Annotated in this window: 24 protein-coding genes; 13 read left to right on the top strand and 11 right to left on the bottom strand. The window is 67.7% G+C overall.

Annotated elements, in window-relative coordinates; translation table 11 throughout:
- Positions 1-16: 16 nt before the first annotated feature.
- The 4 genes from ASE67_RS01890 (at position 17) to ASE67_RS01875 (ending at position 4,199) form a co-directional block, all read left to right on the top strand.
- A complete protein-coding gene (locus tag ASE67_RS01890; protein ID WP_055756281.1) occupies positions 17-1,030 on the top strand; it encodes a ferritin-like domain-containing protein in 1,014 nt (337 codons plus the stop codon).
- A gap of 25 nt (positions 1,031-1,055) precedes the next feature.
- Positions 1,056-2,384 (top strand): Nramp family divalent metal transporter, encoded by a 1,329-nt coding sequence (locus ASE67_RS01885; RefSeq protein WP_055756279.1) that lies wholly within the window; start codon positions 1,056-1,058, stop codon positions 2,382-2,384.
- 253 nt (positions 2,385-2,637) lie between these two features.
- Positions 2,638-3,213 carry a manganese efflux pump MntP gene (locus tag ASE67_RS01880; protein ID WP_055756277.1) on the top strand — a complete coding sequence of 192 codons (576 nt, stop codon included), beginning with the start codon at positions 2,638-2,640 and terminating at the stop codon, positions 3,211-3,213.
- A 38-nt stretch (positions 3,214-3,251) separates the two neighbouring features.
- The gene (locus ASE67_RS01875; RefSeq protein ID WP_055756275.1) at positions 3,252-4,199 is read left to right on the top strand and encodes an NAD(P)H-dependent flavin oxidoreductase; all 948 of its coding nucleotides are present in this window, start codon (positions 3,252-3,254) and stop codon (positions 4,197-4,199) included.
- Positions 4,200-4,201: 2 nt separating this feature from the next.
- On the opposite strand, the gene ASE67_RS01870 is transcribed toward ASE67_RS01875, so the two are convergent.
- Together ASE67_RS01870 and ASE67_RS01865 are read right to left on the bottom strand one after the other, a co-directional pair.
- Entirely contained in the window at positions 4,202-4,660 is a 459-nt protein-coding gene (locus ASE67_RS01870) for a DUF1465 family protein (protein ID WP_055756274.1), read from the bottom strand.
- Between the two features lie 82 nt (positions 4,661-4,742).
- Complete coding sequence (locus ASE67_RS01865) at positions 4,743-4,940, bottom strand: DUF465 domain-containing protein (protein WP_055756272.1); 198 nt, start codon at positions 4,938-4,940, stop codon at positions 4,743-4,745.
- Between the two features lie 152 nt (positions 4,941-5,092).
- Between ASE67_RS01865 and ASE67_RS17605 the strand changes: the two genes are divergently transcribed.
- Entirely contained in the window at positions 5,093-5,248 is a 156-nt protein-coding gene (locus ASE67_RS17605; RefSeq protein ID WP_082456888.1) for a YdcH family protein, read from the top strand.
- Positions 5,249-5,293: 45 nt separating this feature from the next.
- Here ASE67_RS17605 and dksA read toward each other — a convergent pair whose 3' ends face one another.
- The 3 genes from dksA to ASE67_RS01850 form a co-directional block, all read right to left on the bottom strand.
- On the bottom strand, positions 5,294-5,761 hold the full coding sequence (gene dksA / locus ASE67_RS01860; protein WP_055756271.1) for an RNA polymerase-binding protein DksA: 468 nt from the start codon (positions 5,759-5,761) through the stop codon (positions 5,294-5,296).
- Positions 5,762-6,092: 331 nt separating this feature from the next.
- Positions 6,093-6,977 (bottom strand): hypothetical protein, encoded by an 885-nt coding sequence (locus tag ASE67_RS17600; RefSeq protein ID WP_235511746.1) that lies wholly within the window; start codon positions 6,975-6,977, stop codon positions 6,093-6,095.
- Positions 6,978-7,094: 117 nt separating this feature from the next.
- Positions 7,095-7,526, bottom strand: coding sequence for a host attachment family protein (locus ASE67_RS01850; RefSeq protein WP_055756267.1), 432 nt, complete (start codon positions 7,524-7,526; stop codon positions 7,095-7,097).
- A 96-nt stretch (positions 7,527-7,622) separates the two neighbouring features.
- Here ASE67_RS01850 and serS point away from each other — a divergent pair, with 96 nt between their 5' ends.
- The 5 genes from serS to ASE67_RS01825 all read left to right on the top strand — a co-directional run bounded on the left by serS (position 7,623) and on the right by ASE67_RS01825 (position 13,882).
- Positions 7,623-8,900: a serine--tRNA ligase gene (gene serS, locus ASE67_RS01845; protein WP_055756265.1), complete on the top strand. Its 1,278-nt coding sequence runs from the start codon at positions 7,623-7,625 to the stop codon at positions 8,898-8,900.
- A 64-nt stretch (positions 8,901-8,964) separates the two neighbouring features.
- Positions 8,965-10,041, top strand: coding sequence for a M23 family metallopeptidase (locus tag ASE67_RS01840; RefSeq protein ID WP_082456887.1), 1,077 nt, complete (start codon positions 8,965-8,967; stop codon positions 10,039-10,041).
- Positions 10,038-11,048, top strand: coding sequence for a potassium channel family protein (locus ASE67_RS01835; protein ID WP_055756264.1), 1,011 nt, complete (start codon positions 10,038-10,040; stop codon positions 11,046-11,048). The genes ASE67_RS01840 and ASE67_RS01835 overlap by 4 nt, the downstream gene beginning before the upstream one ends.
- Before the next feature lie 59 nt (positions 11,049-11,107).
- Positions 11,108-12,439, top strand: a complete 1,332-nt coding sequence (gene rimO, locus ASE67_RS01830; RefSeq protein ID WP_055756262.1) for a 30S ribosomal protein S12 methylthiotransferase RimO — start codon at positions 11,108-11,110, stop codon at positions 12,437-12,439.
- 60 nt (positions 12,440-12,499) lie between these two features.
- Positions 12,500-13,882 (top strand): leucyl aminopeptidase family protein, encoded by a 1,383-nt coding sequence (locus ASE67_RS01825; RefSeq protein WP_055756260.1) that lies wholly within the window; start codon positions 12,500-12,502, stop codon positions 13,880-13,882.
- 157 nt (positions 13,883-14,039) lie between these two features.
- On the opposite strand, the gene ASE67_RS01820 is transcribed toward ASE67_RS01825, so the two are convergent.
- Positions 14,040-15,491: an ATP-binding protein gene (locus ASE67_RS01820; protein ID WP_055756258.1), complete on the bottom strand. Its 1,452-nt coding sequence runs from the start codon at positions 15,489-15,491 to the stop codon at positions 14,040-14,042.
- Between the two features lie 94 nt (positions 15,492-15,585).
- Between ASE67_RS01820 and ASE67_RS01815 the strand changes: the two genes are divergently transcribed.
- Complete coding sequence (locus tag ASE67_RS01815; RefSeq protein ID WP_082456886.1) at positions 15,586-16,011, top strand: ribosomal maturation YjgA family protein; 426 nt, start codon at positions 15,586-15,588, stop codon at positions 16,009-16,011.
- Here the strand turns inward: ASE67_RS01815 and ASE67_RS01810 are convergent.
- The 3 genes from ASE67_RS01810 to ASE67_RS01800 are packed head-to-tail and all read right to left on the bottom strand — an operon-like array spanning position 15,936 to position 18,312.
- A complete protein-coding gene (locus ASE67_RS01810; protein WP_055756255.1) occupies positions 15,936-16,262 on the bottom strand; it encodes a 2Fe-2S iron-sulfur cluster-binding protein in 327 nt (108 codons plus the stop codon). The genes ASE67_RS01815 and ASE67_RS01810 overlap by 76 nt on opposite strands.
- Positions 16,259-17,353 carry a cysteine desulfurase family protein gene (locus ASE67_RS01805; protein WP_055756901.1) on the bottom strand — a complete coding sequence of 365 codons (1,095 nt, stop codon included), beginning with the start codon at positions 17,351-17,353 and terminating at the stop codon, positions 16,259-16,261. The genes ASE67_RS01810 and ASE67_RS01805 overlap by 4 nt, the downstream gene beginning before the upstream one ends.
- Entirely contained in the window at positions 17,350-18,312 is a 963-nt protein-coding gene (locus tag ASE67_RS01800) for a cysteine desulfurase family protein (RefSeq protein ID WP_055756899.1), read from the bottom strand. Before ASE67_RS01800 ends, ASE67_RS01805 begins: the two co-directional genes overlap by 4 nt.
- Before the next feature lie 128 nt (positions 18,313-18,440).
- Here ASE67_RS01800 and ASE67_RS01795 point away from each other — a divergent pair, with 128 nt between their 5' ends.
- Positions 18,441-19,097 carry an alpha/beta hydrolase gene (locus ASE67_RS01795; RefSeq protein WP_055756254.1) on the top strand — a complete coding sequence of 219 codons (657 nt, stop codon included), beginning with the start codon at positions 18,441-18,443 and terminating at the stop codon, positions 19,095-19,097.
- 181 nt (positions 19,098-19,278) lie between these two features.
- Positions 19,279-19,497 (top strand): hypothetical protein, encoded by a 219-nt coding sequence (locus ASE67_RS01790; RefSeq protein ID WP_055756252.1) that lies wholly within the window; start codon positions 19,279-19,281, stop codon positions 19,495-19,497.
- 8 nt (positions 19,498-19,505) lie between these two features.
- On the opposite strand, the gene ASE67_RS18425 is transcribed toward ASE67_RS01790, so the two are convergent.
- Positions 19,506-19,673, bottom strand: coding sequence for a hypothetical protein (locus tag ASE67_RS18425; protein WP_200922142.1), 168 nt, complete (start codon positions 19,671-19,673; stop codon positions 19,506-19,508).
- Complete coding sequence (locus ASE67_RS01785) at positions 19,670-20,632, bottom strand: threonine ammonia-lyase (RefSeq protein ID WP_055756250.1); 963 nt, start codon at positions 20,630-20,632, stop codon at positions 19,670-19,672. Before ASE67_RS01785 ends, ASE67_RS18425 begins: the two co-directional genes overlap by 4 nt.
- Between the last annotated feature and the right edge of the window lie 58 nt (positions 20,633-20,690).

Raw genomic sequence — 20,690 nt, 5'->3', positions numbered from 1 at the left:
TTCGGGAGCGACCCAGATGACCAACGAATCGATCCTGTCGGTGCTCGACACCAACGACAACCGCCGCGCCGATCGCCGCGATTTCCTGCGCAACGCCGGCAGCGTGTCTGCCGTTGTAGCCGGCGCGTCGCTGCTGGCGGCGTGCGGCGGCAACAACAGCAATCCGGCACCGACGCCGACCCCGACGCCGACCGCAACCGGTTCGGCGACGCCCACGCCGACGGCCAGCCCGCTGACCGATGCCGACATCCTGAACTTCGCTCTGAACCTCGCCTATATCGAGGCGCAGTATTTCAGCGTCGTCACGACGGGCGCCGGCCTGTCCGCCAACCTGCTGACCGGCACCGGCACTGCCGGCACTGCCAGCGGCGGTCGCCAGCGGACCTTCGCCGATCCGGTATTCGGCCAGTTCGCGCGCGAAATCGCTGCCGACACCCGCAACCACGTCTCGCTGTTGCGGGGCGTGATCGGGTCGACGGTCATCGCCCAACCGTCGATCGACCTGGGCGTGACCGCGACCAGCGCCTTTTCGAACCTGGCCCGTGCGGCGCAGCTGATCACCACCGCCTCGGCGACCTATGACGTCTATGCCAGCGACGAACAGGTCATGCTGGGCGCGTTCGTGTTCGCCGACGTCGCCGTCAGCGCGTATCGCGGGATCGCCGCCGGCGTGACCGGGGGGGCGTTTGTCGACGCGGTGGCGGGCATGGTGGCGGCCAAGTCGTATCACGCCGGCCTGATCCGCGCCGCGCTGTATCGCAAGGGGATCGCCACCGCGTCGATCATCGACGCGACCGAGGCGCTGTCCGGCGCACGCGACAGCCTCGACGGCGTGACCGACATCGATCAGGGCGTGAAGCCGGTCAACAACGCGTCGAACATCGTGCCGACCGACGGCAGCGGCCTGACCTTTGCCCGCTCGCCGGCACAGGTGCTGAACATCCATTACCTGACCCGTGCGTCGGTGTCGGCCGGAGGCTTCTTCCCGGCGGGCGTCAACGGCGCGCTGAAGACCAGCAACGCCTCGTAAGGCGCTGCATTCGGGAGCGTATCGCATGGCCCCTCCGACCAGCGCCGACGCTCCCGAACGGCGGCCCAGCCTGCCGGGATCTTTCCGTACGGTCCCGGTACCGGCGGGTGCCGGGCAATTCTGGCGCAAGCTCGGCGCCTTTGCCGGCCCCGGCTATCTGGTCGCGGTCGGCTATATGGACCCCGGCAACTGGGCGACCGACATCGCCGGCGGATCGGCGTTCGGCTATTCGCTGCTGTCGGTCATCCTGTTGTCGAACATCATGGCGATGGTGCTGCAATCGCTGTCGGCGAAGCTCGGCATCGTCACCGGGCTCGACCTGGCGCAGGCGTGCCGCGAATATTATCCCGCGCCCGTCCGCTGGGTGTTGTGGGCACTATGCGAACTGGCGATCATCGCCTGCGATCTGGCGGAGGTGATCGGCACCGCCATCGCGCTGCAACTGCTGTTCGGCATCCCGCTGGTGTGGGGGGTGTGCATCACCGCCGTCGACGTGATGCTGATCCTGCTGCTCCAGCAATATGGCTTTCGCAAGCTGGAGGCGTTCATCGTCGCGCTTCTGGTGATAATCGCTGGCTGTTTCGCGGTCGAGCTGTTCCTCGCGCAACCGTCGATCGCCGCCATCGCAAACGGCCTGATCCCCACGACCGCGATCGTCACCAACCCGGCGATGCTGTATATCGCGATCGGCATCCTCGGCGCGACGGTGATGCCGCACAATCTCTACCTCCACTCCTCGATCGTGCAGACGCGCAGCTTCGATCGCAGTCCGGAGGGGCGGCGCGAAGCGGTGAAGCTGGCGACGATCGACAGTTCGATCGCACTCATGCTGGCGCTGTTCATCAACGGATCGATCCTGATCCTCGCCGCTGCGACCTTTCACACCGCCGGGCGAACCGATGTGGCGGAGATTCAGGACGCCTATCAGCTGCTGACGCCGATGCTGGGTGCCGGGGCGGCCAGCATCCTGTTCGCGGTCGCGCTGCTCGCCTCGGGACAGAATTCGACGATCACCGGCACGCTCGCCGGGCAGATCGTGATGGAAGGATTCCTGAATATCCGCCTGCCCGCATGGTTGCGACGGGTCGTTACCCGGCTGCTCGCCATCATCCCGGCGGTCGTCGTAGCCAGTCTCTATGGCGACAGCGGTACCGCGAAGCTGCTGATCGGCAGCCAGGTCGTGCTGAGCCTGCAATTGCCCTTCGCCGTCTATCCACTGGTCCGCTTCACCGGCGACCGCAGCCGGATGGGCGACTTCGCCAACCGCCCGGTACTCGCCATCGCCGCCTGGACAATCTGCGCGGCGGTGATCGTGCTGAACTCGGTACTGCTCTATCAGGTCGTGACCGGATAAAGCCGTCCGATCAATCGGACTGAATTGATCGCATTTTCCGGGTTGCGGCTCCAGCCTCCACAACATATTGCGACCCCACTCTTGGGGAGTAGCTACCCGCGGTGTCGCGGGGTTATCGTCAACAGGATTGCCCCTCCGGGTGCATGGCGATGACAGCGGGATATCCCGCCCGGCGAGACCAACGATACGCATGTCACGCTTCGTGGCCACGGACATGCGCGTCGTTCGGACTCTGGCCCAGAAAGTACCATCCATGCCCGGCATCCTGACCCTTGGCGCGCTCGGCGCCAGCCTGTCCGTCGACGCCTTCGCCGCCGCACTCGGCAAGGGCGCGACCGAACGACGCAGCACCCTGTCCGACGCGCTGAAGGTGGGGGCCGTCTTCGGCTTTTTCGAAGCGATCACGCCCGCGATCGGCTGGCTGCTCGGCTTCCTGCTCAACGACTGGATCGCCAGCTACGATCACTGGGTCGCCTTCGGCCTGTTGCTCGCGGTCGGTGGCTATATGTTGCGTGAGGCGATCCGGGGCCAGGCCGACGATGCCGCCCCCGCCGATGGCACCGCGAAGACCAGTTACCTTCGTCTCGCCGCGACGGCCATCGCCACCAGCATCGATGCGGCCGCAGTCGGCATCTCGCTGGCGCTGATGGACGTCAACATCTGGGTCGCGTGCCTCGTCATCGGCGGCACCACCACCTTGATGGCGACGATCGGCGTAATGCTGGGCAAGCATATCGGCCCCTATCTCGGCCGCTATGCCGGCATTCTCGGCGGACTGGTACTGATCGCGATCGGCGGGTCGATCCTGGCGCAGCACCTGTCGGCCTGACCACTGGACAGCGAACATCGTTGCGCTATGAAACTCATATGGCGCTTCCTTCCTTGTTCGACAGGCTGACGATCCCGGTCATCGGGTCGCCGCTGTTCATCATCTCCGGTCCCGATCTGGTGATCGCCCAGTGCAAGGCGGGGATCGTCGGGTCCTTCCCGGCGCTGAACGCCCGGCCGCAGGCGCAACTCGACGAATGGCTCCACCGGATTACCGAGGAACTGGCGGCGCACGACCGCGCCCATCCCGATCGCCCCGCCGCACCGTTCGCCGTCAACCAGATCGTGCACCGCTCGAACGACCGGCTGGAAGCGGACCTTGCCACCTGCGCCAAATGGAAGGTGCCGATCGTCATCACCTCGCTCGGCGCGCGAGAGGATCTCAACACCGCCGTCCATGGCTGGGGCGGGATCACGCTGCATGACGTCATCGACGACCGTTTCGCGCACAAGGCGGTGGAAAAGGGTGCCGACGGGCTGATTCTGGTCTGCACCGGTGCCGGCGGTCATGCCGGGCGCCTGAATCCGTTCGCCTTCACGCAGGAGGTTCGCCAGTGGTTCGACGGGCCGCTGGCGCTGTCGGGCGCGATCGCCAATGGCGGCGCGGTGCTGGCGGCGCAGGCGGCGGGGGCCGACCTCGCCTATGTCGGCTCCCCGTTCATCGCGACCGCCGAAGCCAATGCGGTCGCAGCCTATAAGCAGGCAGTGGTCGATGGCCGCGCGGGCGATATCGTCTACAGCAACCTGTTCACCGGGGTGCACGGCAATTACCTGCGCGCGTCGATCGTCGCTGCCGGGCTCGATCCCGATGCCCTGCCCGACAGCGATGCCTCGGCGATGAATTTCGGGTCGGGTGCGAAGGCGTGGAAGGATATATGGGGCGCGGGCCAGGGGATCGGCGCCGTCAATGCCGTCGTGCCCGCCGCCGACCGCATCGCGCGGATGGCGGAGGAATATCACGCCACCCGCCGCCGTTTGCTCGGATAGCGCTACAGCTGCATCGCCAGGCGTTCGAACATCGCCCGCGCCGGACTGGCAGGGGGTGGGCTGGCCTTTGACCGCTCGATCCGTTCGGCGCGGCGATACAGGTTGATGCTGGCGCGGATCAGCGTCTGCGTACCCTCCGGCATCGTCGCCAGTACCGTCTCTTCGGTCACCGGCGGCGTGGCCAGCGCGCGCAGCGGATCGTCGTCGACATCGGGCACGATCTCGCCCGCGTCGATCGCCCGCTGGGTCAGCAGCCACGCGATGACGTGCATCAACCGGGTGGTGATCTTCAGCGACTCGCACGACAGCACGACCCGCGCCATCGGGTCGAGCAGCGCGCGATCCCCCTGCCCGGCATCGTTGAAATAGGACCGCGCCTCATCGGCCAGCAGCATCGCTTCGACATAGAGCGAGTCGATCAGTCGGCGATGAACGACCGTTCCGGTTCCGGTTGCTTCCATGCCCGCATCGATGCCACGCCCGTCGACCGCGGGACAAGGGGATGATCGCGCGCCAGCGTCCCTGAACGCGACGCTTTGGCGGTCAGGCGATGATGTCGGGGATCAGCTGGTCCTCGATCGCGGCGATTTCATCGCGCAGGCGCAGCTTGCGGCGCTTCAGCCGGGCGATCTGCAGCTGATCGACCTGCGGCGCGAGGGCAAGCGCGGCGATGGCATCGTCGAGATCACGATGCTCGATACGCAGCAACCCCAGGCGCTGTTCAAGGTCCGAATCGTCCATTGCCCGCCACTTTCGCTTGGTGCCCGGTCGCTGGCAACGGCCCGTCGGCGATTTTCGCACGTCGTGTCGAAAATGATCGAACGGGTATGGCGACAACCGGGCGCGGCTGTGTTCTATTCATTCCCCCAACAGCCAAGCAGGAGGATGCAACGATGCAGTCTGCCCACCTCACCGCCCTCGAAACGAAGCATGCGACGCTTGATCGTCAGATCGCCGCCGAAGCGCAGCGGCCCTCGCCCGATCAGTCGCTGTTGTCCTCGCTCAAGAAGCGCAAGCTGATGGTGAAGCAGGAGATGACGGCGCTCTGACCCGACCTGCGCGCGGGGTCTTGCCGGCCCCGCGCTTCATTCACGTCAATCTTCGCGCGACACCTTTTCCTGCCGTTCGTGGCGGCTCTGCGCCTCCACCGTCATCGTCGCGATCGGGCGCGCTTCCAGCCGGCCCAGCGCGATCGGTTCACCAGTCACCTCGCAATAGCCATATTCGCCATCGTCGATCCGGCGCAGCGCCGCCTCGATCTTGGCGATCAACTTGCGCTGACGATCGCGGGTGCGCAGTTCGATCGAAAAGTCGGTTTCGCTCGACGCGCGGTCGGTCAGATCCGCCTCGCGCAGCGATTCGTTCTGGAGATGGGCCAGCGTGTCCTGCGCCTCGCGGTGGATGGCGTCCTTCCACGCGAGCAGCTTGGCGCGAAAATACGCCTGCTGCCGGGGGTTCATGAACGGCTCGTCCGCATGGGGACGATACCCGGTGCCATCGTCGTTCGCCGGCGGCGGTGGCATGTCGAGAGGTTGTTTCGTGTCGCTCAAAACCGTAGCCATCCCCATGTCTCCACCCGGGGGCGTCCCGCTACGAAGCCCGCAGGGTCGCCCTCTCTAGTCCCGCGCGCCTATATCGAGCGGGGGGCGGCTCCACAAGCGTTGCGGAACGATGCACCATCTGTTCACCGCGCAAGTCGCGGTTTTCGATAGGGTTCTACTGTCGCAGTCCGTCCCTTTACGGCACGTTAACCGTACCGAAGTGCTGGCGCGGCGCAGGTTTCACAAATATGACCGTACCAACAGGGTCATTATGGCTTGAACTTTACGGTTTCTTTCGCCTTGGTGATGCAGGACAGGCTCGCGCGTGGCTGCAATCACGTACGTCAGGGTCTTATGGGAAGAGTGGTGCGGAAATGTCGGTAAAGATGGCATTGGCGAAACTGTGCGCATGTGCCTGCGGTGGCGCCGTCATCGGCGGTGGCGCGGTGCATGTGGCCGAATCGTCGCACAACCGCGAAATCACGAAGCGGGCGATCACCAAGCGCGCGATCACCAAGCGGGTCGCCGCCCGCCCCGCGCCCAAACGCATCGTCAAACGGATCGTGACCCGGACCAAGACGGTCTGCGCGCCGACCGTGGTCACCGTCGCCAGCCAGGCCGATCCGGTACCCCTGCCCCCCGCCTTCCTGAACGCCGACATGCCGCAATTGTCGGGCGGTGGCTTTGGCCCCGGCCCGGTGCTGGTCGGTGGCACCGGCGGCGGCGGGATCGGCGGCGGCTTCTTCGCCGGTGGTTTCTTCGGCGGCGGCAGCGGATCGGGCGGGTCGAGCGGCATCGTCGTGTCGTCGACCTCCAGCACCAGCGGCTCCACCTCTACCTCGGCGGGCGGATCGTCCACCAGCACCGGCGGCGTATCGAGCACGAGCAGCACCTCGTCCGCATCGGGCGGCAGCAGCGGCAACGTGTCCAGCTCGTCGAGCGGCAATGTTTCCTCGTCGTCGAGCGGCAACGTGTCTACCTCCACCTCGTCGAGCGGGAACGTCTCCACCTCCACCTCGTCCAGCGGCAACGTGTCGACGTCGACCTCAACGTCGTCGAGCGGCAACGTGTCGACCAGCACGTCGTCGGCCTCCTCGGCCTCGACCAGCGCGTCGACGTCTTCGTCGACCTCGACCTCTTCGTCCTCGAATGGCGACACCCCGCCGGGCCCGCCGACGCCGGTGCCCGCGCCGCCGATGCTGCTGCTGTTCGGCGGGGCGGCCGCCGCGCTGGTCATGCGCAAGCGGTTTGCGCGCAAGGCCAGCAGCGACGCCGCCTGATCGCATCGACCGGACAGCAAAACGGGCCGCGTGGAACCTCCACGCGCCCCGTTTTTCATTCAGGCGCTTACCGTTCAGGCGTTGGCGAGCAGCTTTTCGATCTGGTCGACCGGATGGCCGGTCAGGTCCTTGTCGAGTTCACCGGCCAGCTTGTCGCTGACTGCCTTATGATAATGCTTGCGCATCTCGCCCAGCGTCTTGGGCGGGGCGACGATGATGAGCGATTCGAAGTCGTTGGCGAGCGCCCGCTTGCGCAGGATTTCGGCCGCTTCCGCCGCGAACCGGTCTTCGGCCTGCTGGTGAAAATCCACCTCGCCCATCGTGCCGCCGGTGGTCGACGACGCCTGTCCTGCAGCATCAGTCTTCTGGTGACGGTCGGCGGGGTTCGCCTGCAGCTTTTGATCCTCGACAATCAGGTTCGGCGCGTCCGCATCGCCTTCGTTGCGGAAGAACAGCATCTTGCGACCGTCCGCGACCAAAATACAGGCGCCATGGGGAATGCGCATCGTCCATCTCCTTGCAGGTGTGTGGGCGGCTGAACGCGCCGGGGGGCGCGGCGGTTGCGGCTTGCATGGCCCCGCGTGCCTCGCCATAGCCCGGCCATGCACGATATCCGCCTGATCCGCGACGATCCCGCCGCCTTCGACGCCGCCCTTGCCCGCCGGGGCCTCGACCCGCGATCGGCCGGGATCGTGGCGCTCGACGAACGCCGTCGCGCGCTGCTGACCGAGGTGCAGGTGGCACAGGCCCGCCGCAACGAAGCATCGAAGGCGATCGGCGCGGCCAAAGCGAAGCGCGACGAAGATACCGCCGCCGCGCTGATGGCCGAGGTCGCCGCGATCAAGGAACGGATGCCGGCAGTCGAAGCGGAAGAAGCCGAATTGGGCGAAGAGCTGAACGGCGTGCTCGCGGCGATCCCCAACCTGCCGCTCGCCGATGTGCCGCAGGGTGCGGGCGAGGACGAGAATGTCGTCGAAAAGACGGTCGGCGACCCGACCGCCTTCGGCTTCGACGCGCAAGAGCATGACGCGATCGGCCCGGCGATCGGCCTCGATTTCGAAACCGGGGTCAAGCTGTCGGGCGCGCGCTTCACGCTGGTCCGGGGAGCGGCGGCGAAGCTGCACCGCGCGCTTGGCCAGTTCATGCTCGACACGCTGACCGGCATCCATGGCTATGAAGAGGTCGTGCCGCCGGTGCTGGTGCGCGGCGATGCGCTGTACGGCACCGGACAGCTGCCCAAGTTCGCCGAGGACCTGTTCAAGACCACCGGCGACCACTGGCTGATCCCGACCGCCGAGGTATCGCTGACCAATATCGTCGCGGGCGAGATCCTGGCCGAGCGCGAACTGCCGCTGCGCTTCACCGCGCTCACCATGTGCTTCCGCTCGGAAGCCGGCGCCGCCGGGCGCGACACGCGCGGCTTCATCCGCCAGCACCAGTTCGAAAAAGCGGAGATGGTGTCGATCACCACCCCTGATCAGTCGGACGCCGAACATGAGCGCATGACGCAGGCGGCCGAGGATATCCTGAACCGCCTCGTCCTGCCGTTCCGCCGGATGAAGCTGTGCACCGGCGACATGGGTTTTTCCGCCGCGCGCACCTACGACCTCGAAGTGTGGTTGCCCGGGCAGCAGCGCTACCGCGAGATTTCGAGCTGTTCGACCTGCACCGATTTCCAGGCGCGCCGGATGAACGCGCGCTATCGCCCGGAGGGGGAGAAGGCGACGCGCTTCGTCCACACCCTCAACGGATCGGGGTTGGCGGTCGGCCGCACGCTGGTCGCGGTGCTGGAAAACTACCAGCAGGCCGACGGGTCGGTCGTCGTGCCCGACGTCCTGCGCCGCTATGTCGGGCAGGATGTGCTGACGCCCCATCGCTGACGGCTTTTCCGCAAGGATCGCGATGGTTAAGGTCGCGTCCGGGATGGTAGGCAAGGGGGCGGTAATGAGGTTCGGTACGCGGGGCGCGGTGGCGCTGATCGTCATGGGCGCTGCCAGTGGCTGCATCCCCGCCTCGCCCGGCTACGATCCCGCCCCCGCCGTGCCGCAGGCACCGCCGATCGCGGCACCCGACACCCCGCCTGCGACCACGCAGCAGGGGGATGGCGTGACCGCGCTCCCCTCCCCCCCACCGGCTTGGGAGGCGCGGCGGGTCGTCGCCAATGCCCGCACGATCCCCGAAAGCAGCTATGTCGTGCGCCCCGGCGACACGCTGCGCGGCGTCGCCAATGCGACCGGTGCCGGATCGGAAGCGATCGCGCACGCCAACGACCTGCCCGCCCCCTTCACCATCCGCGCCGGCCAGCGACTGACCATTCCCGGCGGGCGCTATCACACGGTGCATGAGGGCGAGACGGGCATCGCCATCGCCCGCGCCTACGGCGTCGACTGGTCGCGGATCGTCAGCGCCAATGGATTGAGCGAACCCTATATTCTGCGCACCGGACAGCGCGTCCTGATCCCCGGCGAAGCCCTGCCGCGCTCCGCCGCCGAACGCGCCGCCGCGTTCCGGCTCGACATCGACGATATTCTGACCGGCGGCGAACCCGCGATCCGCCCGAACGAAAAACCGGCGGTGGCGGTCACCTCGCCCCGGCGCGTGCTGCCGTCGACCGCCGCGATCGCCCCGCCGACGACCACGCCCGGTACCTTCGCATGGCCGGTCGACGGGCGCCTCTACAAACGCTTCGGCGCCGGGGCGAGCGGGGAGCGCAACGACGGCATCAAGATCGCCGTGCCGATGAACACCCCGATCGGCGCGGCGGCCGACGGTACCGTCGCCTATGTCGGGACCGGCGTGCCGGGGCTGGGCGGCGTAGTCATCGTTCGCCATGGCGGCGGGCTGACCACCGTCTACGGCCATGCCAGCCAGCTGCTGGTCCAGCGGGGCCAGGCGGTGAAGAAGGGCCAGCAGATCGCGCTGTCGGGTGACTCGGGCTTTGCCGACCGGCCGATGGTGCATTTCGAAATGCGCGCGGGCCGCACGCCGGTCGATCCGCTTACCCGGTTGCCGCGCCGGTGAAGCCGCCCGGCCGGCGGGCGATCCTGCGGCAATCGTCGCCGCTGCCGGTCTGGGCGTCGATCCTGTGGCGGGTGGTCGCGGTGCTGGGGCTGGTGGGGATCGCGATCGGCGTCCACTGGTTCGACCGCGAGGGCCTTCGCGACAATTACGACGGCGCGGTCAGCTTCATCGACGTCATCTATTTCACGATGATCTCGATCACGACCACCGGATATGGCGATATCGCGCCGGTCACCGAACGCGCGCGACTTTTCGACGCGTTGATCGTTTCGCCGATCCGGGTGTTCGTCGTGCTGCTGTTCATCGGCACGACCTATCAATTCGTCATCAGGCGCGGGTGGGAGCGTTGGCGCATGGCGCTGTTGCAGGAAAAGCTGACCGGGCACATCGTCGTCGCCGGCTTCGGCAAGACGGGATCGGAGGCGGTCGACGAACTGATCGCGCGAGGCGAGGATGCCCGGAGCATCGTCGTGGTCGATCCGGCGCAGACCAATATCGACGCTGCACAGCAGCTCGGCTGCATCGTGCTGCGTGCCGACGCCACGCGGGACGCGACGCTGAACGACGTCTGCGTGGCCAAGGCCCGCGCGCTGATCGTCGCGACGGGCCGCGACGACACCTCGATCCTGGTGACGCTGACCGCCCGGCACCTTGCCCCCGACCTGACGATCAGCGTGATCGTGAAGGCGGAGGACAATGAATTTCCCGCCCGCGCCGCCGGGGCCACCACGGTCATCAACCCGGTCAGCTTTGCCGGGCTGCTGCTCGCTGGATCGTGCAAGGGGCCACATATCGCCGATTATCTGCTCGACCTCGCCTCGATCGGCGGGCCGGTCGCGCTGGCCGAACGGCCGGTGGCGCCGCACGAGGTCGGCAAGCCACTGTCGGCGATCACGACCGGGCTTGGCCTGCGCGTCTATCGCGGCAACGGCAAGCTCCGGTTCGACAGTCCCGAAGTCCAGACCCTCCAGAGCGGCGACACGATCGTCGAAGTGGTAACGCGATAAGGGCCGGCACCGCACGCCCCTATCGTTTTGTCGCGAAATCGCTATATAGCCAGCCGATCATGGCAACTCGTCTTCCCTCGCCCCCCCGTGTCGGGATGGTTTCGCTCGGCTGTCCCAAGAACCTGGTCGACAGCGAACGCATCCTGACCAAGCTGCGCAGCGATGGCTATCAGATGTCGCCCGACTATGCCGGAGCGGATGTCGTGCTGGTCAACACCTGCGGCTTCCTCGACTCCGCAAAGGAAGAGTCGCTGGAGGCGATCGGCGAGGCGATTGCGGAGAATGGCCGCGTCATCGTGACCGGCTGCATGGGGCAGGAGGCGGAGACGATCCGTGCCCGGTTCCCGCAGGTGCTGGCCGTGACCGGCGCTCACCAGTATGAACAGGTGGTGGAGGCGGTGCACGATGCCGCACCGCCGATCCCCTCGCCCTTCGTCGATCTGGTCCCCGAAAGCGGGCTGAAGCTGACACCGCGCCACTATAGCTATCTGAAGATTTCGGAGGGCTGCAACCACCGCTGCTCGTTCTGCATCATCCCGTCGATCCGCGGCGACCTGGCCAGCCGCCGGCCCGACGCGATCCTGCGCGAGGCGGAAAAACTGGTCGCGGCGGGAACGAAGGAACTGCTGGTCATCAGCCAGGACACGTCGGCCTACGGCATCGACATCCGCCGCGAGCCCCGCGCGTGGAAGGGACGAGAGGTCGTGCCGCACATGACCGACCTCGCCCGCGAACTGGGGCAGATCGCGCCATGGGTACGGCTGCACTATGTCTATCCCTACCCCCATGTCGACAGCGTGATCCCGCTGATGGCCGAAAGGCTGGTGCTCCCCTATCTTGACATCCCGTTCCAACATGCCTCGCCGAACGTCCTGAAGGCGATGAAGCGTCCGGCCAACGATGCGAAGGTGCTCGAACGCCTGCGCGGCTGGCGGAAAATCTGCCCCGACATCGCGATCCGCTCGTCGTTCGTCGTCGGTTTCCCCGGCGAGACCGAGGCCGATTTCCAGTATCTGCTCGACTGGCTGGAAGAGGCGCAGCTCGACCGCGTGGGTGCGTTCCGTTTCGAACCCGTGGAAGGGGCCGCTGCCAACGCGCTGCCTGATCCGGTGCCGGAAGCGGTGAAGGAAGAACGCTACGCGCGGATCATGGAAAAGACCGCTGCGATCTCGGCTGCCAAGCTCGCCGCGAAGATCGGCCGGACGATCGATGTCATCATCGATGAAGTCGGCGATGAAGGCGGCGCGACGGGTCGCAGCACTGCCGATGCGCCCGGCATCGACGGCGAGGTGTTCCTGCGCGATGCGGGTCATCTGGCCCAAGGTGATATCGTCCAGATCGAAGTAGAGGACGCCGACGAACACGATCTGTACGGCGTGCCGCTAAGCTAAAGATCCTCCCCGKSMCGGGGAGGATTGCGCTGATCCATGGGTCAGTCCTACATCCACCCCATGACACCGACGATCACCGCCGACCGGGGGCAGGACGCCCACACCCTCCACCTGATCGACCCGGCCGGCTATGACGCTTGGCTGACGCAGCAACCGCCCCGCATCCGCGCCGCCGTCACCGCGCAGCGCCTGATCCCGAAACCGGGCAAGACCGCCATCCTGCCCGGCGAGCATCCCGACGACTGGTCGGTCGTCACCATCGTCGCCGACACCGCAAATCTGACACCTTGGTGTCTCGCCCACCCCCCTGCCCTGCTCCCACCCGGCAACTACCGCCTCGCCACCGGCACGCCGGGCGCGGCCAAGCTCGGCTGGGCCACCGCGCAATATCGCTTCACCCGCTACAAGAAGACGGAGGACGACGCCGCGCGCGTCCTGCTGTCACGCGATCCGGCGCAGATCGACGAAGCGCTGCGGCAGGCCGCCGCCACCGCGCGCGTCCGTGATCTGGTCAACACCGCCGCCGCCGATCTCGGCCCCGCCGAACTCGCCGTCGAAGCGAAGGCGCTCGCCGAAGCACATGGCGCGACCGTCACCATCACCTCCGGCCGCGATCTCGAAACCGGCTATCCGATGATCCATGCGGTCGGAAAGGCAGCCGCGAAGGGTCGCGAACCGCGCCTGATCGAACTGGTGTGGGGCAATCCGGCGCATCCGAAGGTCGCGCTGGTCGGCAAGGGGGTGTGCTTCGACAGCGGTGGCCTCGACATCAAGCCATCGGCCGGCATGCGGCTGATGAAGAAGGACATGGGCGGCGCGGCGCATGCGCTGGCGCTCGCGGGGCTGGTGATGGAAACGCACCTGCCCGTCCGGCTCCATCTGCTGATCCCGGCGGTCGAAAACAGCGTGTCGGGCGACGCCTTCCGTCCGGGCGACGTGCTGAACAGCCGCAAGGGGCTGACGGTCGAGAACACCAATACCGATGCCGAAGGGCGGCTGATCCTCGGCGATGCGCTGACACGCGCGTGCGAGGAAACGCCCGAACTGCTGATCGACTTTGCGACGCTGACCGGCGCCGCGCGCGTCGCGCTGGGGCCTGACCTGCCCGCGACGTTCGCCAATGACGAAACGCTGGCCGCCGACCTCCTCGCGGCCGGTATGGCGGAGGGCGACCCGTTGTGGCGGATGCCGCTATGGGACGGCTATGACGACATGCTGAAGTCGGACATCGCCGACATGGTCAACGCGCCCGAAGGCGGCATGGCCGGCGCGGTCACCGCCGCGCTGTTCCTGCGGAGGTTCGTGACGCCGGGCACGGTCTGGGCGCATCTCGACACCTTTGCGTGGCGCGCGACGGCGAAACCGGGCCGGGCGAAGGGCGGCGAAGCATACGGCCTGCGCGCCGCGTGGCGGTTGCTGAAGGACCGATACGCACGGCCCTAAGCTCCTCCCCGCTTTGCGGGGAGGGGGACCAGCCGCAGGCTGGTGGAGGGGGTTGGCCACGCAACGCAACCGTAGTGAATGCCGACGCCCCCCTCCACGACGCCCCCCTCCACCATGCTGTGCATGGTCCCCCCTCCCCGCACAGCGGGGAGAATCGTTAAGCCGCCTCGGCCGCTTCGGTCGTCCACCCCAGATGCGGCAACGCGATCGATCGCTTCCCCGCCAGATCGACCCGGCAGACCAACAGGTCGCGCCCCTCGATATAGGCCAGCATCCGCTTCACCCGCCCGAGCGAACTGGTGCCATAGGTCCTCGCGATCGCGGCATCGCTGGGGCACGGTCGCCCCTCGCGCGCTGCCCGCGCGATCAGCATGAACGCACCCAGCATATCGTCGGGCAGCACATCGGCGATCGCCAGCGCCTGCGCCCATTCCGCGTCCGGCGCGTCGTAGATCCCGGCCCGCGCACAGGCCAGCCGCCGGGTAAACGCGGGCAGGTCGAGCGGCGGGCGCGCCAGGCCGACCATGCGGCAGCGCACGTCGAAATCCTGATACAGCACTGCCGCTGCACGCTGCTGCTCGCCCTCATCCTCGACCAGTGCGCGCAGCACGTCGGCGACGATCGTGTCGGTTTCGTCCGCCGATCGCTCCGGCAAATCGGGGGCGACATTGGCGCGTGGTGGCGCTGCGATCGCTGCCTCCACCGCCTCGGGCGCGGCAACGTGCCGGATCGGCGGCCCCAGCGGCAACATCGCCTCGACCGGGGCCAGCAACAGCCCCTTGATATCCGCCACCGGCGCGGTCGGCAGCGGGGTTAGTTTCGGACTGCCGCTGCGTGCCGAGGTCTGCACCGGCCCGATCTTGACCGACAGCGGTCGCCGCGACACTGCCGGGCCGAGCGCCAGGAAATGCCCGCGCTGCAGGTCGCGGATCGCCTCCGCCTGTCGCCGCTCCATGCCCAACAGGTCGGCGGCGCGCGCCATGTCGATGTCGAGGAAGGTGCGCCCCATCAGGAAGTTCGACGCCTCGGCCGCGACGTTCTTGGCGAGCTTCGCCAGCCGCTGCGTCGCGATCACGCCGGCAAGGCCGCGCTTGCGCCCGCGACACATCAGGTTCGTCATCGCCGACAGCGAGGCGCGGCGCACTTCCTCGACCACCTCGCCACCGCCGGCCGGCGCGAACAGCTGCGCCTCGTCGACCACCACCAGCGCCGGATACCAATGTTCGCGCGGCGCATCGAACAGCGCATTCAGGAACGACGCGGCGCATTTCATCTGCCCCTCCGCCTCCAGCCCCTCAAGGCTCAGCACCACCGACGCACGATGCTCGCGGGCACGGGTGGCGAATTTCGCGACCTCGCGCTCGCTATGGTCGGCGGCCTCGATCACGACATGGCCGTACGCGCCGGCCAGCGTCACGAAATCGCCCTCGGGATCGATCACCACCTGCTGCACATGGCCGGCGCTGCGCTCCAGCAACCGGCGCAGCAGATGCGACTTTCCCGATCCCGAATTGCCCTGCACCAGCAGGCGGGTGGCCAATAATTCTTCCAGATCAAGGGGGACGGTCTTGCCCGCCGGGTCCGTCCCCATATCGACGTTCACGGTCATCGCGGGTCTTTAAGCTGCGGGGCCATGCCGGGGCAAGCGGTTGCATCGCGGCCTGTCGCACGCCATGGCGCGGCAGGGTCCGGGGAGAAACAGGATGCGGTTCGACAGGGGCTATGCCGTGCTCACCCTGGCGCTGTTGCTGACCGAAGTCCTGATCGCGATGTTCGTGCGCGACGCGATCGTGCGCCCCTATGTCGGCGATGCCTTGGCGGTGGTGCTGGTCTATGCCGGGCTGCGGGCGATCACCCGGCTGGGCGTGCTCCCCGCGACGCTGCTCGCCTTGCTGACCGCCATTGCGATCGAATTCGGCCAGTATGTCCACTTTCTCGACCATATCGGTCTGGCGGACAATCGCTGGGCGCGGATCGTCCTCGGCAGTGGGTTCGATCCCCAGGATTTCATCGCCTATACCGCCGGTGCCGTGGTGGTGGTGCTGGTAGAACGCTACCGCCGCGCGTCGCGCGCCGCGGCCGGCACACGTACGGTCAGGTTGCCGAGCGACTCGTCCAGCACGATCTGACACGCCAGCCGACTGGTCGCGACCGCGCCCTCGGCGAAATCCAGCATGTCCTCCTCTTCCTCGCTTGCGGGCGGCAAGCGCGCGAAATCGGCGGGATCGACGATGACGTGGCAGGTCGAACACGCCATCTGCCCGCCACACGTCCCCTCCAGCGGCAGGTGATAGGCCTGCGCCAGATCTAGCAGCCGGTCGCCGCCCGCGCCCCGCGCTTCCTCCACCCGGCCATCGGCACGCACGAAGCGAACGATCATCGCTGCCCCCGCGCGGCCCGGTCGATCGTCTGCAATGCCTGCACCAGTTCCTCCTCCTGCGTGTACCGCCCGAAACCGATCCGCACCGACGACCGCGCCTCCCGCTCGCTCAGCCCCAGCGCGCGCAGCACATGGCTGCTGCGCCCCGATCCGCTGGAACAGGCCGACCCTGCGGAAAAGGCGATGGTGCGGCACTCGCTCATCAACCGCGCGACGTCGAGGCCGTCCATCCGCACGTTCAGATTGCCGTGCCAGCGCTGCTCCGCGCTGCCGTTCAGCACCCAGTCCGGCGCAGACAGGACCATGCGCGCAATGCCCCACAGCCGCTCGACCTGCGCCCGATCCTCGACCGACAGCAACGTCGCCGCCACACCGAACCCGGCGCACAACGCTGGGCTGAGCGTACCCGACCGCAAGCCCCCCTCCTGCCCGCCGCCATGCAGGATCGCCGCCGGCTCCATGCCGTCACGCACCCAAAGTGCGCCGACCCCCTTCGGCCCATACACCTTGTGCGCCGAAACCGCGATCAGGTCGCAGGCATCCACGGCCAAGTCGACCCGCCCGAACCCCTGCACCGCGTCGCAGAACATCACCGCCCCCGCCGCGCGGGCCAACTCACCCAGCCACGCGATCGGCTGCACCACGCCGATCTCGTTATTGACCAGCATCGCCGCGACGATCGCCGTCCGGTCGTCGATCGCCGCCAGTGCCGCATCGCGATCAACCAGCCCGTCCGGCCCGACCGGCAGCACCACGACCTCCGCCGCCAGCGCCCGAGCGGTGTCGAGGACGCAGGCATGTTCGGTCGCGATCGTCACGACTTTCGGCCGCTTGCCACCAACGCGCGCGCACGTGCCGGTGATCGCCCAGTTCGCCGCCTCGGTCGCACCGCTGGTAAAGAACAGCCGCCCGCCGGTCGCACCCAGCGCCGCCGCCACCTGCCCGCGCGCTACCTCGACCGCCGCCTTCGCCCGGCGACCTTCGCGGTGGGGGGAGTGTGGGTTGGCGTGTTGGTCACGCAGCCACGGCACCATCGCGGCAAAGGCTTCGGGCGCGAGCGGCGTCGTCGCCTGATAATCGAGATAGGTCACGCCATCGCGCTCCACGCGGCGGCAAAAGCGTCGATCTCCGCCGCCGTGGTGTTCCACCCGAAGCTCACCCGGATCACCTCGCTCGCCGCCTTAGTATCCATCCCCATCGCCGACAGGACGTGACTGGTCTTCAGCGTGCCGGACGAACAGGCGCTTCCCGCCGACACCGCAAAGCCGGCGCTGTCGAGCCGCATCAGCTGCGCCGCCGCCGACCGTCCGGGCAGCCGATAGGCGGCGATGGTGGCGATCCGGGGGGAAGCGTCCGCGACGATCTCCCCACCCCCGGCACGAATCCTCGCGTCGAGGTCGGCCCGCAACACCGCCGCCCGCTCGAACCAGTCGCGAGGCGCCTCCAGCGCGGCGGCAAAGCCCAGCGCCCCCGGCAAATTCTCGGTCCCGCCGCGATAGCCCTGCTCCTGCCCGCCGGTCGGCGTCAGCAGCGCAAAGTCGCGAACGAGCAGCGCCCCGATCCCCGGCGGCCCGCCCAGCTTGTGTGCCGACACCACGATCAGGTCGGCGGGCGGCAAGGGCAGCTTGCCCGCGCTCTGCGAACAATCGGCGACCAGCACGCCCCCAAGCGCCGCCACTTCGGCCAGCGGTTGCAACACGCCAGTCTCGCTATTGGCCGACTGCACCGCTACGCGGCGACCGTCCGGTAAGGCAGCAAGCTCGATCAACCCATCCGCACCGACGGGCACCCGCTCGCCCTCGACCACGCGCAGCACCGCATCATGCTCGACGCTCGACGCCACCGCATCGTGGCCTCGCAGCGCGATGGCCAACGCCTCGCTCGCCCCGCTGGTCAGGATCACTTCCCCGTCCCAGCCCAGCGCGCTGGCGATGCACGCGCGTGCATCTTCCAGCGCCCGCCGTGCAGCGCGCCCCTCGGCATGGGGGCTCGACGGGTTGGCCCAGCGCGCCATGCCCTCGGCTACGGCGGCGATCGCTTCGGGCCGCATCGGGGTGGTCGCGGCATGGTCGAGATAGATGCGGGTCGTCAAAACACTTCCGTTCCGATTGCGTCCGCCTATATAGCCGGCAACTCCCGCCGCGCCATCCGCGCGCCCAGATCATAACAGGACGCCCCATGCCCGAAGTCATCTTCCCCGGACCCGAAGGTCGACTGGAAGGGCGTTTCGCCCCCGCCCCGCGTCCGCGCGCGCCCGTTGCGATGATCCTGCACCCGCACCCCTCGTCGGGCGGCACGATGAACAACCGCATCGTCCAGGAACTCTACAAGACGTTCCAGCGGCGCGGTTTCGCAACCCTGCGCTTCAACTTCCGCGGCGTCGGCAAGAGCCAGGGCACGTTCGACAATGGCGTCGGCGAACTGTCGGACGCGGCGTCCGCGCTCGACTGGGTGCAGAGCTTCCATCCCGAAGCGCAGACGACGTGGATCGCGGGCGTCAGCTTCGGCGCGTGGATCGGAATGCAGCTGCTGATGCGCCGCCCCGAAATCCGCGGTTTCATCTCGATCGCGCCGCCGGCCAACATGTACGACTTCACCTTCCTCGCGCCCTGCCCCTCGTCGGGCATCATCATCCAGGGCGACGCGGACGAGGTGGTGACGCCGGTCGCCACGCAGAAGCTGGTCGACAAGCTGCGCACCCAGCGCCACATCACGATCCATCACGACGTGATCCCCGGCGCGAACCATTTCTTCCAGAACGAAATGCCCGAACTGATGGGCAGCGTGGACAAGTATCTGGACATGCGGCTGGACCCGAACTCGCCGATCAAGTGAGGCTCGCCGCAGCGGATTAGCGCCGCTAATCCGCGCCCGGCGGCGAGCCCGGCCGGCGTCGCGCCAGCGACGACCGACGACGCGGCTCTGCCGCGTCGCGCCCTCCTACGAAAACATGCTTGCCATATTGCATCGCCGACATAGGATGCCACCGACATCCTCTTGTTGGACGACCCGCAACATGCTGACGTTCCTGCTCATTCTCGGTACCGCCCAGGCACCTGCCGCCCCGGCCCAGCCGCCGGAAAAGCCCATCTGCCGCCGCGAAGTCCCGCTCGGGTCCAACATGACGCGCAAAATCTGCCACACCAAGGCGGAATGGGCGCAGATCGACGCGGCCAATGCCGGCAATAGCGAACGGGCGCTGTCGCAGCGGGTAAACCGCCCCGGCGCCCAGTGAACTGATCGCTACACCGTCCAGATCGCGACGTTCCCGACCATCACGACGGCGCACACGATCATAAGGCTGCCGTTGCGCCGTTCACCTCGCGCGATCATCCTGACGCCGAACACGACCAGCAACCCCGCAACCAGCATCAGGATCGCGAGGAGCGTCCCCGCCGGCCCCTGCGTCATGCCGCCAGCACCTTCGCATAGGCGGCGGCATCGACATTGCCGCCGGACACCAGCACCAGCGTCCCCGGCACCACCGCCACCCGCCGCGACAGGATCGCGGCTAGTGCGACCGCGCCACCCGGTTCGACCACCGTGCGCAGGTGCCGCATCGCCCAGCGCTGCGCCTCGCCAATGTCCCCCTCGCTAACCGCTACCCCGGTCGCCCCACGCCGCGACAGCACGTCGAACGTCCGCTCGGCCACGCGCATGGTCTGCAGCGCGTCGCAGGCGGTTGGCGGCGGCGCATCGCCCACCGGTTCGATCCATCCCGCCTCCAGGCTGCGGCGCATGTCGTCCCAGCCCTCCGGCTCGACCGTCACCACCTCTGCGTCGGGCAGCGCCAGCGCGACCCCGGCGGCCAATCCACCGCCGCCGCAGGGCACCACAGCGCGCGTCGGCGCGGGCAGCCCTGCCGCCGCCATCTGCGCCGCCGCCTCGATCCCCGCCGATCCCTGCCCCTCGATCACCCACGCATCATCGAAGCTCGGCACCAGCACCGCGCCGCGCGCATGGGCCAGATGCGCCGCGATCTTCTCCCGGCTCTCGGTCGCACGGTCATAGCGGACGACCTCCGCGCCCAGCGCCAACGTCGCCGCCAGCTTCGCCTGCGGGGCATCCGACGGCATCACGATCGTCGCCGCGATGCCCAGCCGTTTCGCCGCCCACGCGACCCCTTGCGCATGATTGCCCGACGAGAACGCAACCACGCCACGCGCCCGCGATTCGTCGTCCAGAGCGGTCAAACGATGCCATGCGCCGCGCAGTTTGAACGCGCCGACCGGCTGCAACGCCTCCAGCTTGAAAGCTACGGCCAAGCCATTGATTTCCCGTACCATTAACGGTGACGGCGGCAGGATTTCCGCGATCTTTGCGGCGGCATCGCGGACGCCGGCTCGGGTGGGTTGTCGCATAATCGTCATAAATTGCACTTTCCGCCGCACAAACACTTTACATCAAGGTTTGTCGGTCATAGATCGC

The sequence above is a fragment of the Sphingomonas sp. Leaf23 genome, from assembly GCF_001421585.1.
In the GTDB taxonomy this organism is placed as follows: domain Bacteria; phylum Pseudomonadota; class Alphaproteobacteria; order Sphingomonadales; family Sphingomonadaceae; genus Sphingomonas.
Note: the sequence above shows the minus strand (reverse complement) of the source record. Positions and strands in the feature narration are given on the sequence as shown.